Origin of the sequence: Herbaspirillum rubrisubalbicans, from assembly GCF_003719195.1 — a bacterium.
Classification (GTDB): Bacteria; Pseudomonadota; Gammaproteobacteria; order Burkholderiales; family Burkholderiaceae_D; genus Herbaspirillum; species Herbaspirillum rubrisubalbicans.
Window position 1 is genome coordinate 982,081 of record NZ_CP024996.1, and the last position, 12,975, is coordinate 995,055.

The following is a 12,975-nucleotide window of genomic DNA, read 5'->3' on the forward strand; positions in this document are numbered from 1 at the left end:
TGGATCTTGACAGGCGGGGTGCTGTTCAAGACTTGCGCAGTTGCGCCTTGGAATTCGGGAAAAAGTCACGCCAGCTGATCCGCGCCGAAGCCAGGAAACACAGCAGCAGCAAGCCCCAGGCGCAGTCGCGGAAGAAGTTGGAAATCTCCAGCAGGTTGAAGGTGGAGGACAGCAACTGCAGCGCCAGTGCCGAGAAGAACAGGCAGACCATGCGTCCATAGCCACCCTGTGGACGGATGCCGGCCATCACCGCGATGAGGATGGCGATCAACAGGTAGGAGTTGCCATAGTCGGCCTTCACGCTGGCCGTGCGGGCGGCGATGATGATGCCGGCCACCGAAGCCAGCACCCCACTCAAGGTATAGGTGGCAAAGCGCAAGCGGTTCTGCGAGATGCCCGCATAGCGTGCCGCACGGGCATTGGTGCCCAGCAGATAGAGCTTGATGCCGAACAGGCTATAGCGCATCAGCCAGCCCACCAGCAACAGCAGCGCCACGAAGATGATGAAAGGAATCGGTACGCCCAGCACCGACTCGTTGCCGATGGCCGAGATCGGATCGACCACGTTGATACGCAGGCTCGACCCATTGGTCAGCACCACGGCCAGGCCCGTGAAGATCATCTGCGTGCCCAGCGTGCAGAGGATGGGCGTGAGATTGCCGCGTGCAATCAACCAGCCATTGAGCGCACCGCCCAGCAGGCCGGTCACCAGCGCCACTGCTACGAAGCCCAGCGTATAGGTCCAGGGCGCGGCATCGGGCGCCGCCACCAGCAGCGGCATGGTGGCTGCCGCCACCACCCCGGCCAGGTTGGCCAGGCCGATGCCAGAGAGGTCGATGCCGCCATTGCCGGAAATCATCGCCAGCGCCACGCCGATGGCCAGCAAGCCCAGCTCGGGCAATTGGCTGGCCATGGACTGGAAGTTGTAGATGTCCAGGAACTCGCCATGCGAAAACACCGTGGCCACCAGCAGGATGGCCAGGTTGATGAGCAGCAGGAACAGCAGTTGCGGATCGGAGATCTTCAGTTTCATCGTCAATTCACCTTGCTGGAGAATGTCATTGCGCCTGCACCAGTGCGCCGCTATTGGCCTGCAGCAGCGCCAGCGCTTCCTGCCGGCTGGGCATGGAGGGCGCGGTGCCGGCCCGCGTGACCGAGATGGCGGCCACGGCCGTGGCCAGGCGCGCCGCCTGTTCGGCCGCCATGCCTTCGGCCAGGCCGGCGGCGAAGGCGCCATTGAAGGCATCCCCGGCGCCTGCGGTCTCCACCACGGTGCCGGCGCATAACGCCGGCAGGTGCAGCGACTGCGAACGGCTGTGCAACAGCGAACCCTGCGCACCCAGCGTGATCAAGGCACAGCCCACGCCGCGTTCCAGCAGGACATCGGCGGCGCGGCGGGCATCCTCGACGCTGTCGATGGCGATGCCGGTCAATAGTGCAGCTTCATGTTCGTTGGGTGTGATGAAGTCGCACAGGCCATAGATCTGGGACGGGAAATCCAGTGCCGGAGCGGGATTGAAGACGGTGGTGGTGCCCGCTGCACGGGCGATCTGCAGACCTGCCAGCGCAGCCTCGGGCGGTTGTTCCAGTTGCGTGACGAACACGCGGGCGGTAGCAATGGCCTGGTGCTCGCGCTGCACGTCCTGGCTCGACAACTGCGAGGCTGCGCCCGGCACCACGATGATGGCGTTGTCGCCACTGGCGTCGTTGACGTAGATGAAGGCCGCACCGGTGGGCGCGCCGTCGATCACGCGCACGTGCGGGGCGATGCTTTCCTGGCGCCACAGCGAGAGCGCGAAGTCGCCGAAGGAATCCTTGCCGATGGCCGAGATGAAGCGCACCGCTGCACCCACCCGGGCCGCAGCCACGGCCTGATTGGAGCCCTTGCCGCCCGGCCCCATGGCAAAGCCGTTGCCGGCGATGGTCTGACCCAGGCCGGGCATGGCGGGCGCGCGAAAGGCCAGGTCGGCGACGTAGATGCCGAGCACGGCCACGCCCTGTTTTTGCGAGAGGGTAGTCATGCTCACGCCTCCGGGGGCAGCACACCTTTTTTGAGCAGGAAGCAGCCGTAGAAGCGGCGCTCGCCGGTGGCGATGACGCAATAGGCTTTCTTGGCGGCCTCGTAGAAGGCGAAGCGCTCGATGGACCCCAGCGCACGCTCCCGGCCTTCGGCGTGATTGACCTCCAGTTGCAGTTCCTGCTGCACCGGTGGAATGGTGTCGGGTTCCCCCATGACTTCCATGCGCCGGGCCGGTTGTTCCACCGCATTGTCCAGCGGCAGCACCGAGAGGATGGCGCGCGCAGCTTCGGTGGTGCCCACGCCGTCGATGCGCAGCAGCTTGCCCAGCACGGTCTGGCGGGCCACCGAGTCGGCCGGGAAATTGGCGTCGCACAATACCAGTTCGTCGCCATGGCCCATGGCGCGCAGTGCATGGAGCACGTCGGCGTTGAGCAGCGGATGAAGGTTCTTAAGCATGTCGTCTCCTATGGATTTTATAAGTATGCTTATGGTGAAAATCTAATGGTGAATGTCTGTGATTCCTTGTCCAGCTTGAGTATTCATTGAAAAAATCTAATTTTTTCAGGATAGATTCATTAATAATCGATACATCTTCCTGTGCTGCGAGATTTTCTTATTCGCCGTAAGGAATCCAGATGTTCTTGATCTGCGTTGCCTGCCGCAGGTATTCGCTGCCTTCGCCCTGTTCGATGTCATGCCAGTCGGTGACCTGGCCATAGTCGACGAAGCAGCGCTTGAGATTGCCGATGGACAAGCGCTCGGCGGTGGCCGAGAACTCTGCCGGGCCACGCACCCACAGGGCATCGACTTCATCATGTTCGGCTAGCACCGTAAGCAGTTCGGCACTCTTGCCAGTGACGATGTTGATGACCCCGGCAGGCAGGTCAGAGGTATCCAGCACCTGATAGAGATCGGTCGCCACCAGCGCGGCCTGCTGGCTGGGCACCACCACCACCCGGTTGCCCATGGCAATGGCCGGCGCCACCAGGCTGATGAAGGACAGCAGCGGCTTTTCCTCGGGGCAGACCACGCCGATGACCCCGATGGCTTCCGGCATGGCCAGCGCCACGCCGCGCATGGGGGGCTGGTGCACGGCGCCTTCGAACTTGTCGGCCCAGGCGCCATAGGAGAACAAGCGACGGATCGCAGCGTCCACTTCGGCGTTTGCCTCTTCTGGCGACACGCCGCTGGTGGCGCTGATGCGGCGGGCGAATTCCGCGGAGCGCGCCGATAGATTCTCGGCGATGTAGTACAGAGCTTGCGCCCGGCGATGCCCGGTGGCGCTGCTCCAGCCACCGGCCTTGACGGCAGCGGCCACGGCATTGCGGATATCCTTGCGATTGCCCAGCCCCACATCCTCCAGCCGCTCGCCCTGGGCACCGAAGCAGGCCATGGAGACTTCGCCATCGGGTCGTACTTGCTTGCCGCCGATGTAGAGCTTGGCGGTGCGGTCGATGTGGCTGGTCTGCAGCGGCCCATCCTGGCGTGCCGCTCGTGGTGCTACGGCCTGACGCAAGGCACGGCCCAGGCGGTGACGCGGCTTCAGGTATTCGTAGCAGCCCTCGCGCCCACCTTCGCGCCCATAGCCCGATTCGCGATAGCCGCCAAAGCCCACCGCCGCATCGAACTGGTTGGTGCTGTTGATCCAGACCACGCCTGCTTTGAGTTGCGGGGCCACGCCCAGGGCCAGGCCGATGGTTTCGCTCCAGATGCTGGCGGCCAGGCCGTAGCGGCTGTTGTTGGCCAGTTGTACCGCTTCGTCGGGGGTGCGGAAACTCATCGCCACCAGCACCGGACCGAAGATTTCCTCGGTGGCTACGGTGCAGGCCGGATGTACGCTGGTCAAGAGCGTAGGGGGATAGAAGCAGCCGGCGGGATCGGTTTGCAGCGCCACCTGATGACATTGCGCCCCCTCGCGCACCCCCTGTTCGACCAGGCGCTTGACGCGTTGCAGTTGCTCGGCAGAGATCAGTGCGCCCATGTCGCTGCACTTGTCCAGGGGCGCGCCGACCTTGAGCTTTTCCATGCGCGTCTTGAGGCGCGCGATGAACAGATCATGGATGCCTTCCTGCACCAGCAGCCGACTGCCGGCACAGCACACCTGGCCCTGGTTGAACCAGATGGCATCGACCACGCCTTCGATGGCGGCGTCGATGTCGGCATCCTCGAAGACGATGAAGGGCGACTTGCCACCCAGTTCCAGGGTCAGCGACTTGCCGCTGCCGGCGGTCTGTTGACGGATCAGGCGACCTACTTCGGTGGAGCCGGTAAAGGCGATCTTCTGGATGCCCGGATGCGCCACCACGGCCGCGCCGGTGGCGCCATCGCCGGTGACGATATTGAGTACCCCGGCCGGCAGGCCAGCCTGCTGGGCCAGTTCGGCAAACAGCAGGGCGCTTAACGACGTCGTTTCGGCCGGCTTGAGCACCACCGTATTGCCCAGCGCCAGGGCGGGGGCGATCTTCCAGGCCAGCATCAGCAGCGGGAAATTCCACGGCACGATCTGACCGACCACGCCCAGCGGCACATGGTCGGGGAACTCGCGCTCCTGCAATTGCGCCCAGCCGGCGTAGTGATAGAAGTGGCGCGCCACCAGCGGCACGTCGATGTCGCGCGATTCGCGCAGCGGCTTGCCGTTGTCCAGGGTCTCCAGCACTGCCAGCAAGCGCGCATGACGCTGTACGCTGCGCGCCAGTGCATACAGATGGCGTGCGCGGCCATGGCCGCCCAGCGCCTGCCAGTCGGGCAGGGCGGCCTGGGCCGCGTTGACGGCCGCCTCGACATCGGCTGGCGAACCTTGTGTCAGATGGGCCAGCAGCTTGCCGCTGGCCGGATCAACGTCTTCCAGCTGGGCGCCGGGCCGGGTGAAGCGGCCGCCGATGAAGTGGCCGAACGAAGCTTCGTGGCTGGCCAGCCAGGCGCGGGCATCCTTGTCACTCTCGGGGGCGGGGCCGTAATCCATGGTGTCGAAGTAGGTGGAAACGCTCATTGTGCTTGTCCGTGCAGGTGGCCTAGCCGATGGCATGGCGGTTGAAGGCGGAGTAACGGCCGGTGACGTGGTGTTCCAACTGGCGTTCGATATCGGCCAGCAGGCTCGATGCCCCGACGCGGAAGAGGTCCGGCTGCAACCAGTGGTCACCCAGTTCTTCTTTCATCAGCACCTGATATTCGAGTACGTCCTTGGCCGTGGCCACGCCGCCAGCGGGCTTGTAGCCGACCTTGATGCCGGTCATCTCCTGGTACTGACGGATCATGCGCAGCATCACCAGCGACACCAGCGGGGTGGCGTTGACGCTTTCCTTGCCGGTGGAGGTCTTGATGAAATCGGCGCCGGCCATCATGCACACCATCGACGCCTTGGCCACATTGCGCAGGGTCTTGAGTTCACCGGTGGCCAGGATGGCCTTGACGTGGGCCTCGCCACAGGCCTGGCGAAAGTCGCGCATCTCGCGGTACAGCGCTTCCCAGTTGCCGGTCAGCACGTGCTCGCGGGTGATGACGATATCGATCTCGGCGGCGCCATCGCGTACCGAGGCTTCGATTTCCTTGAGCTTCAAGGCATGAGGATTGAGGCCCGCAGGAAAACCGGTAGACACCGCTGCCACCGGAATGGACTTGCCCTGCAAGGCTTCCACCGCGGTCTTGACGAAGCGGTGATAGACGCACACCGCGCCCGTGGTGAGGCCACGCTCCTGCATCCCCAGCGCCTCCAGCAGATCGGCGCGCAGCGGGTTGGCGGCCTTGGCACACAGGCGGCGCACGCGTTGTGGGGTATCGTCGCCTGACAGCGTGGTCAGGTCGATGCAGGTGATGGCCTTGAGCAACCAGGCGGCCTGCGCATCCTTCTTGACCGAGCGCCGGCCCTTGAGGGTGGACACGCGCTTTTCGGCCGCGCTCAGGTTGATGCGCAGATGCTCGAAGGCTGCCGCGTCATAGGGCTGCACGCTATTGCGCGTATGGCCGGCGGCGGCAACCTCGACGGGCGCGGCAGCGGCCTCGCCCTGCGTAGCGCGCAGGGAAGGGGTGTTGCGGGTCATGTTCATGGCTGCTTAACTTTTTTCGTTAGTTACCGGCCTGTTGTCGGGCCGGGCAGTGTCTCTTCCATGTGCTGCTGATGCTTACTGCCTGTGCTGCCTTGCGCTGGATCAGGCTGGTTGCCCGCAGGCGTCGACGTCTCCGGGCGGCCTCGCTACAATCTTGTGCCAGCGCTGCTAAATGTTTTGCAAATAACATTTAATGGATGTAACGTTACATCCATAACTTTTGGTGCGCAACCATTTTTTATCAGAAATATTTTTCCCTTCAGGAAAACGCCTCATGGCATCGATCACACCGACCCCTTCCGCCAAGACCGCACAACCCACGCTGGGCGAGCGTTCGCGCTCGCTGCGGCTGTCCCGTATGCAGGAAATGATCCGCGACCAGGGGCCCACGCCGCTGGCGCGCATTGCCGAAGTGCTGGGGGTGACGGTGATGACGGTGCGGCGCGACCTGGCCGCCGAGGATGCACCACTGATCTGCCTGGGCGGCCACGTGCTGGAAGCCAGCCCGGGTGCCGGCGAGAGTCGTTACTCCATTGACCGCGAAGTGGACCAACACGCCCAGCGCAAGCGCCTGGCCTGCCAGCGCGCGGCGCAGCGGGTGGAGGAGGGCGATAGCCTCTTCATCGACTGTGGCACCACCATGACCCACCTGGCTGAAGCCTTGCCGGTGGATATCGGCTTGAGCGTGATTTGTTACTCCCTGAACATTGCCAACATCGTCAGTCAGCGACCCAATACCCAGGTCATCCTGCTGGGCGGCTTGTATCACCCATCATCGGCTTCCTTTGCCTCCGAAGAAGGCGTGGCCTATCTCAGGCGGCTGGGGGTGAACAAGGCTTTCCTGTCGGCCGGCGGAGTCGATCCGCGGCGCGGCGTGAGCTGTTCCAACTTCCATGAAGTGCCGATCAAGCAGGCCGCCATTGCCAGCGCCGCCGAGTGCTATGTGGTGATCGACCAGAGCAAGCTGGGGCGCTTCCGGCCGGCGTTCTACAGCACGCTGGAGGTGTTTTCGGGGATCGTGGTGGGCGGTACGCCCGAGCAGGACCAGTTGGACCTGTTCTCGGACTTCCCTATCGAGGTGGTGGCAGGCTGAGTCCTGCGCCGGTCGTGATCAACTCCGCTCAACTGCGCGTGGCAATGGTCGGATAGTCGCCGAATTTTTCCGGCCAGGGGGTGAGGATTTCGTAGCCCTTGGCGGTCACCACCACCATGTGTTCCCATTGCGCCGACAGCGAGCCATCGGCGGTGAGCACGGTCCAGCCATCGTCGAGCTGGCGGGTGTGGCGCTTGCCGGCGTTCAACATCGGTTCGATGGTGAAGATCATCCCTTCCTTGAGCGGCAGGCCGGCATTGCGCTGGCCGTAGTGCAGCACCTGCGGTTCGTCGTGATAGACGGTGCCGATGCCATGCCCGCAATATTCGCGGACCACCGAAAATCCATCGCGCTGCGCCACCGTCTGGATCGCATGGCCCACGTCGCCCAGGGTCGCGCCGGGGCGCACGGCGCGAATCCCGGCGCACATGGCTTCATAGGTGGTGTTGACCAGCTTGCGCGCGGTGGCATTGGGTGAGCCCACCATGTACATGCGGCTGCAATCGCCGTACCAGCCATCCTTGATGACGGCCACATCGATGTTGATGATGTCGCCGTCCTTGAGCACCTGGGGACCGGGAATGCCGTGGCAGATCACTTCATTGACGGAACTGCAGATGGTCTTGGGAAAACCGTGATAGCCGATGTTGGCCGGCGTGGCCTTTTGGACGTTGACGATATGGTCGTGGCAGATGCGGTCCAGTTCATCGGTGGTGACGCCAGCCTTGACGTGCTCGGCCACGATGTGCAGCACCTCGGCTGCCAGTTGACCGGCCACGCGGGCCTGGGCGATTTCTGCGGCGCTGCGCAGCTTTACTTTTCTCATGCTTGTCTGATCTCGGTGTGCCGCGCAGGGCGCGGCGGTCGTTCGGCCGACTATTTTATCCGGGGCGGCGCTTGCCTGCCTCGCCGGCATACGTTCATTGCGAATTTTCGGTGGAATGCGTGCTATTTTTTTGCGTAGCCGTCCATTGCACCGCAAACACGCTGGCCAGCACGATCACCAACCCGACCAACGCGATGCCGGAGATGGCCTGGCCCAATATTGCCCATCCCAGCAGCACCGCAGTAAGCGGACTCAACAAGCCCAGCGAAGCCACGGCCACCGTGGGCAAGCGGGTGATTCCGCGGAACCAGAGGGCGTAAGCCAGCAGGGCGCCGGCCAGGCTCAGGTAGGCATAGGCCGCGTATTGCGTCATGTCCAGCGCTGGCAGCGGCGGGTCGGCCAGCCAGGCCACCGGTGCCAGCATCAGGCCACCGATCAGCAATTGCCAGCCGGTGAGCGCCAGTACCGGCAGCTTCAATTGCCAGCGGCGCGTCAGCCATACGCCGCTGGCCATGCAGGCTGCACCTGCCAAGGCGGCGGCTATTCCGACCGGCTCGAAGTGCGTCTGCGGCGATAGCAGCAGGATGGCCATTCCCGCCACTCCCGCCACAGCAGACCAGAGTGTGATCTGTGCCGGTGAGCGACCATCCACCACCCAGGCCAGGATCATGACCAGCAATGGCTGGATGGCGCCCAGTACCGCTGCCAAGCCGCCCGGCAGGCGATAGGCCGCTACGAACAGCAAGGCCTGGAAAATACCGATATTCAATGCTCCCAGTACCAACAGGCGCCACCAGTGGCGTCGTGCCGGCAGCTCACGCGTGATGAGCAGCAAAAGCAAGCCCGCCGGCAAGGAGCGTAGCAAGGCCGCCGTGAAGGGGCGGTCTGGCGGCAGCAATTGTGACGTTACGATATAGGTCGAGCCCCAGATGGCAGGGGCCAGCGCGGTCAGTACGACATCGCTCCAGTGGCGCAATGGATGGGTGGTAGGCATGACTTTATCTTCATTTCAAGATAATATGAGTCTAATGAGTCAACTATCTTGAAGTCAAGACAAATGAAGAAAACAAGCGCACAACGGCCGCGCGACGCGGTGGATGTGATCCTGGAACAATGGCGACGTGAACGTCCTGACCTGGATGCCAGTCCGATGGGGCCGATCGGTCGTCTCAAGCGTTGTGCGGTGCTGCTGGAGCAGGCTGTGGAGGCGGGTTTCGCCCAATTCGGCTTGACGCTCTGGGAGTTCGACATGCTGGCGGCGTTGCGGCGCTCGGGCAGTCCGTATCGCCTGACGCCGACCGAACTGTTCTCGACCCTCATGGTGACCTCCGGCACCATGACCCACCGGCTCAAGCGCCTGGAAGCCCAGGGCTGGATCGAGCGCGTCGCCAATGAAGAAGACGCGCGCAGTATGCTGGTGCAACTCACGCGTAAAGGGCTGGCGCTGATCAATCGCGCCGTGAAAGCGCATGTCGAAAATGAGCGCTGGCTGCTGTCGGCGTTGTCGGCCGATGCCGTAGCGGGCCTGGATGCCCACCTGTCTACGCTATTGCTGGCGCTGGAGAAGCCAGTGGGTCAGGACGGTGTCGGGATGCGAGATTAAGTGGCACGTCCTGTAGAGCGCCGCCCAGTATCGGCGCCGTGTGTGGCCGCGCTTGCGTCATTGACTTGTTCGATTTCCGTTGGCTCAGTTGCGCTCAGATGAAGCGTCGTACCGCGCGCGGCCCGAACAAGGCCACCATCATCATCACCAGCGACACGCCCACAAAGCTCACCCGCAGGCCCAGATGCTCGGCCACGCCGCCGATGCATACCGGCCCCAGCAGCATACCGACATAGGCGAAGCGCGCCACGGCAGCAATGCTCTGCGCGGCGGCCATGCCCGGCACGCGGGCCGCCGCCAGGAAGAAGATCGGCATCAGGTTGGCGATGCCCAGCCCGGCCAACAGCAGGCCAGCCATGGTCGCCAGCGGTGACGGCCAGGCCGCGGCCAGCGCGATGCCTGTGGCGCCGGCCACACCGCTCCAGGCCAGCGTGCGCAGGCCGCCGATGCGCTCGCGGATGCGGTCGCCGGTCAGGCGCCCGAGCGCCATGCCGGTGGAAAACGCGGCGTAGCTGTAGCTGACCCAGGCTACAGGGGACTGGGCGATGTCACGCATGTACACTGCCGCCCAGTCATACATGCCTCCCTCGCACATGAGCGCCAGGAAGGCAATCACGCCCAGCACCAGCACCATGCGGCGGGCGGAGTGATCGCCCTCGGGCGTGGCCGACGTGTCATCGTGCGTATCGTCGGGCAGTGCGAAGGGACCGATGGACAGCGCCACGGCCAGCGTCATCGCCGCCACCAACGCCGCGTGCGCCAGCGGCGACAGGCCGGGCACGGCGCCCAGGGCCGAGCCGGCAATGCCGCCGATGCTGAACATGGCGTGCAGGGTGGACATGATGGGCCGTGTGCGGCGCCCCTCCACCAGCGCGGCCTGGACCGACATGGCCACGTCGAAGGCCGCCATGGCGCTGCCGAACACCAGCAACAGCGCCACCAGCATCCAGAACTGCGGTGCCAGCGGGATCAGCAGCAGGGTAGCGGCATAGAGGATGCCGACTTGGCGCAGGGCGCGCGCACTGCCCACACGAGCGATCCATTTGCCGGACTGGCCCATGGTCAGCAAGGCGCCGCCGGCCACGGCCAGCATGGCCAGCGACAGCACCGCGTCGGACAGGTCGAAGCGTTCCTTCACCGAGGGAATGAGCACGCCCCAGGTAGCGAAGGTGGCGCCGTTGACGAAGAATTGCGCCATGGTGGCGCGGGTAGCGTTGCGGATGCGGTGTGCTTCGGAAGCGGGTACGGATGAGCTGTCTGAATGCATGAATATCCTGCGCAATGAATCAAAGACCGTGACTGTGCCAGTTTTTGATTCATTCGTTAAATGGAATATTCAAATGAGCTTGATCGGTTCTGAAGATGAATGAAAGTTTCGTCAGCTTTCGTCCGAGCCATTGCGAAACCGCAAAAAAAACCCGGCCAGCTTGCGCCGGACCGGGCTGAGGGACTACCGAGGAGACGGGGTTGGCTTACTTCATTACCACTCGGCAAAGCTGCCGTCCTTGTGGCGCCAGATCGGGTTGCGCCAGCGGTGGCCGACTTCGGCGCGCTGACGGACATATTCTTCATTGATCTCGATGCCCAGGCCCGGGCCTTGCGGGATCTTGACGTAGCCGTCTTCATAGGCGAACACGTTCTTGTCGCGAATGTAGTCCAGCAGGTCATTGCTTTCGTTGTAGTGGATGCCCAGGCTTTGTTCCTGGATGAAGGCGTTGTAGCTGCCGGCGTCCACCTGCAGGCAGGACGCCAGGGCGATCGGACCCAGCGGGCAGTGCAGCGCCAGCGCCACGTCGTAGGCTTCGGCCATCATGGCGATCTTGCGCGTTTCGGTGATGCCGCCAGCGTGCGAGACGTCGGGCTGGATGATGTCCACGTGACCTTCCGACAGGATGCGCTTGAAGTCCCAGCGCGAATACAGGCGCTCGCCCAGGGCGATCGGGGTCGAGGTCAGGTGGGCGATTTCCTTCAGGGCTTCCGAGTTTTCCGACAGCACCGGCTCTTCGATGAACATCAGCTTGTACGGCTCCAGCTCCTTGATCAGCACCTTGGCCATGGGCTTGTGCACGCGGCCATGGAAGTCCACGCCGATGCCCACGTTGGGGCCGACGGCTTCGCGCACGGCTTGCACGTTGGCCAGGGTCAGTTCGATCTTGTCGTGGCTGTCGATGAATTGCAGTTCTTCCGTGCCGTTCATCTTCACGGCGGTGAAACCACGCGCCACCGCATTCTTGGCAGCAGCAGCGGTATCGGCCGGGCGGTCACCGCCGATCCAGGAATAGACACGGATGGAGTCGCGCACCGCGCCACCGAGCAACTGGTGCACCGGCACACCCAGCGCCTTGCCTTTGATATCCCACAGCGCCTGGTCGATGCCGGCCAGTGCGCTCATGTGGATGGCCCCGCCACGGTAGAAGCCGCCGCGATAGAGCACGGTCCAGTGGTCCTCGATGTTGCGCGGGTCCTTGCCGATCAGGTAGTCGGCCAGTTCGTCCACGGCGGCCGCCACGCTATGGGCACGACCTTCGACAATGGGCTCACCCCAGCCGACGATGCCTTCGTCGGTCTCGATCTTGAGGAAGCACCAGCGTGGAGGCACGATGAAGGTAGAGATCTTGGTGATTTTCATTGTTCTGTCCGTTTATGCGTTGATACGTTTATGCGGTTAATCGCGTTTGATCTGTTATGCAGATGGATGATCGTGATTTGATCTGTTGAAACGATGAATCTCGGTGGCGAAAAATCAGCCCAGCGCCTTCCACGCGGCCACGAAGGCTTGCGCACGTTGGCGTACGGCATCGGCGGACAGGCCCGGCGTGTACAGGGCCGAACCCAGGCCGAAACCGGATGCGCCGGCAGCATGGAATACCGCCATGCCCTCGGGGGTGATGCCACCCACCGGCAAGAGCGCGATGTCGCGGGCGATGACGGCACGCCAGGCCTTGACCACCTGCGGGCCGAGCTGTTCAGCCGGGAACATCTTCAGTACGTCGGCACCGTTGTCCAGTGCCGCAAAGGCTTCGGTCACGGTGGCCACGCCCGGCGCGCTGTAGAGGCCGGCGTCGCGTGCGGCGCGGATCACGGCACCATCGCTGTGGGGCATGACGATCAGTTCGCCACCGGCATCCTTGACCTCTTGCACCAGGGCCGGCTTCAAGACCGTGCCGGCGCCGACGATGCAGTCAGCCGGCAGGCTCTTGCGCAAGATGCTGATGCTGGCCAGCGGTTCGGGAGAATTGAGCGGCACTTCGATGATGCGAAAACCGCTTTCATACAAGGCGGCGCCGATGGCTTGCGCTTCGTCGTTGCGCACGCCGCGCAGGATGGCGATCATGCCGGTATTGCGCAGGGCGTCGTGGAATCGTTGAGTGTGGGTTGTCATGTTCTCTT

12 protein-coding genes are annotated in these 12,975 nt (G+C 63.6%); 2 read left to right on the forward strand and 10 right to left on the reverse strand.

The window, feature by feature from the left end; genetic code table 11:
- Positions 1-25 precede the first annotated feature (25 nt).
- From RC54_RS04455 to deoC, 5 genes are all read right to left on the reverse strand, one after another.
- Positions 26-1,039 (reverse strand): ABC transporter permease, encoded by a 1,014-nt coding sequence (locus RC54_RS04455; protein WP_017451284.1) that lies wholly within the window; start codon positions 1,037-1,039, stop codon positions 26-28.
- Between the two features lie 19 nt (positions 1,040-1,058).
- Entirely contained in the window at positions 1,059-2,021 is a 963-nt protein-coding gene (rbsK, locus tag RC54_RS04460) for a ribokinase (protein WP_058894367.1), read from the reverse strand.
- 2 nt (positions 2,022-2,023) lie between these two features.
- Positions 2,024-2,476 carry an RbsD/FucU family protein gene (locus tag RC54_RS04465; protein WP_058894368.1) on the reverse strand — a complete coding sequence of 151 codons (453 nt, stop codon included), beginning with the start codon at positions 2,474-2,476 and terminating at the stop codon, positions 2,024-2,026.
- Positions 2,477-2,633: 157 nt separating this feature from the next.
- Positions 2,634-5,009, reverse strand: a complete 2,376-nt coding sequence (locus RC54_RS04470) for an aldehyde dehydrogenase family protein (protein ID WP_058894369.1) — start codon at positions 5,007-5,009, stop codon at positions 2,634-2,636.
- 22 nt (positions 5,010-5,031) lie between these two features.
- Complete coding sequence (gene deoC / locus RC54_RS04475; protein WP_061788855.1) at positions 5,032-6,063, reverse strand: deoxyribose-phosphate aldolase; 1,032 nt, start codon at positions 6,061-6,063, stop codon at positions 5,032-5,034.
- Between the two features lie 274 nt (positions 6,064-6,337).
- Here deoC and RC54_RS04480 point away from each other — a divergent pair, with 274 nt between their 5' ends.
- Positions 6,338-7,156 (forward strand): DeoR/GlpR family DNA-binding transcription regulator, encoded by an 819-nt coding sequence (locus RC54_RS04480; RefSeq protein ID WP_058894371.1) that lies wholly within the window; start codon positions 6,338-6,340, stop codon positions 7,154-7,156.
- Positions 7,157-7,184: 28 nt separating this feature from the next.
- Here RC54_RS04480 and map read toward each other — a convergent pair whose 3' ends face one another.
- Complete coding sequence (gene map / locus RC54_RS04485) at positions 7,185-7,982, reverse strand: type I methionyl aminopeptidase (RefSeq protein WP_061788856.1); 798 nt, start codon at positions 7,980-7,982, stop codon at positions 7,185-7,187.
- A gap of 94 nt (positions 7,983-8,076) precedes the next feature.
- Complete coding sequence (locus RC54_RS04490; RefSeq protein WP_061788857.1) at positions 8,077-8,976, reverse strand: EamA family transporter; 900 nt, start codon at positions 8,974-8,976, stop codon at positions 8,077-8,079.
- A gap of 63 nt (positions 8,977-9,039) precedes the next feature.
- Here RC54_RS04490 and RC54_RS04495 point away from each other — a divergent pair, with 63 nt between their 5' ends.
- Positions 9,040-9,585 (forward strand): MarR family winged helix-turn-helix transcriptional regulator, encoded by a 546-nt coding sequence (locus RC54_RS04495; RefSeq protein ID WP_061788858.1) that lies wholly within the window; start codon positions 9,040-9,042, stop codon positions 9,583-9,585.
- A gap of 94 nt (positions 9,586-9,679) precedes the next feature.
- Here RC54_RS04495 and RC54_RS04500 read toward each other — a convergent pair whose 3' ends face one another.
- The 3 genes from RC54_RS04500 to RC54_RS04510 all read right to left on the reverse strand — a co-directional run bounded on the left by RC54_RS04500 (position 9,680) and on the right by RC54_RS04510 (position 12,967).
- Positions 9,680-10,852, reverse strand: coding sequence for an MFS transporter (locus RC54_RS04500; RefSeq protein WP_058894374.1), 1,173 nt, complete (start codon positions 10,850-10,852; stop codon positions 9,680-9,682).
- 213 nt (positions 10,853-11,065) lie between these two features.
- A complete protein-coding gene (gene dgoD, locus RC54_RS04505) occupies positions 11,066-12,214 on the reverse strand; it encodes a galactonate dehydratase (protein ID WP_061788859.1) in 1,149 nt (382 codons plus the stop codon).
- A 114-nt stretch (positions 12,215-12,328) separates the two neighbouring features.
- Positions 12,329-12,967 (reverse strand): 2-dehydro-3-deoxy-6-phosphogalactonate aldolase, encoded by a 639-nt coding sequence (locus tag RC54_RS04510; RefSeq protein ID WP_174526063.1) that lies wholly within the window; start codon positions 12,965-12,967, stop codon positions 12,329-12,331.
- Positions 12,968-12,975: the final 8 nt, after the last annotated feature.

Bases quoted from the DNA above. Each gene is read 5' to 3' on its own strand.
- RC54_RS04500 (WP_058894374.1), bottom strand. From the start codon at position 10,852: ATGCATTCAGACAGCTCATCCGTACCCGCTTCCGAAGCACACCGCATC.
- RC54_RS04490 (WP_061788857.1), bottom strand. From the start codon at position 8,976: ATGCCTACCACCCATCCATTGCGCCACTGGAGCGATGTCGTACTGACC.
- RC54_RS04465 (WP_058894368.1), bottom strand. From the start codon at position 2,476: ATGCTTAAGAACCTTCATCCGCTGCTCAACGCCGACGTGCTCCATGCA.
- deoC (WP_061788855.1), bottom strand. From the start codon at position 6,063: ATGAACATGACCCGCAACACCCCTTCCCTGCGCGCTACGCAGGGCGAG.
- dgoD (WP_061788859.1), bottom strand. From the start codon at position 12,214: ATGAAAATCACCAAGATCTCTACCTTCATCGTGCCTCCACGCTGGTGC.
- map (WP_061788856.1), bottom strand. From the start codon at position 7,982: ATGAGAAAAGTAAAGCTGCGCAGCGCCGCAGAAATCGCCCAGGCCCGC.
- RC54_RS04510 (WP_174526063.1), bottom strand. From the start codon at position 12,967: ATGACAACCCACACTCAACGATTCCACGACGCCCTGCGCAATACCGGC.
- rbsK (WP_058894367.1), bottom strand. From the start codon at position 2,021: ATGACTACCCTCTCGCAAAAACAGGGCGTGGCCGTGCTCGGCATCTAC.
- RC54_RS04480 (WP_058894371.1), top strand. From the start codon at position 6,338: ATGGCATCGATCACACCGACCCCTTCCGCCAAGACCGCACAACCCACG.
- RC54_RS04495 (WP_061788858.1), top strand. From the start codon at position 9,040: ATGAAGAAAACAAGCGCACAACGGCCGCGCGACGCGGTGGATGTGATC.
- RC54_RS04470 (WP_058894369.1), bottom strand. From the start codon at position 5,009: ATGAGCGTTTCCACCTACTTCGACACCATGGATTACGGCCCCGCCCCC.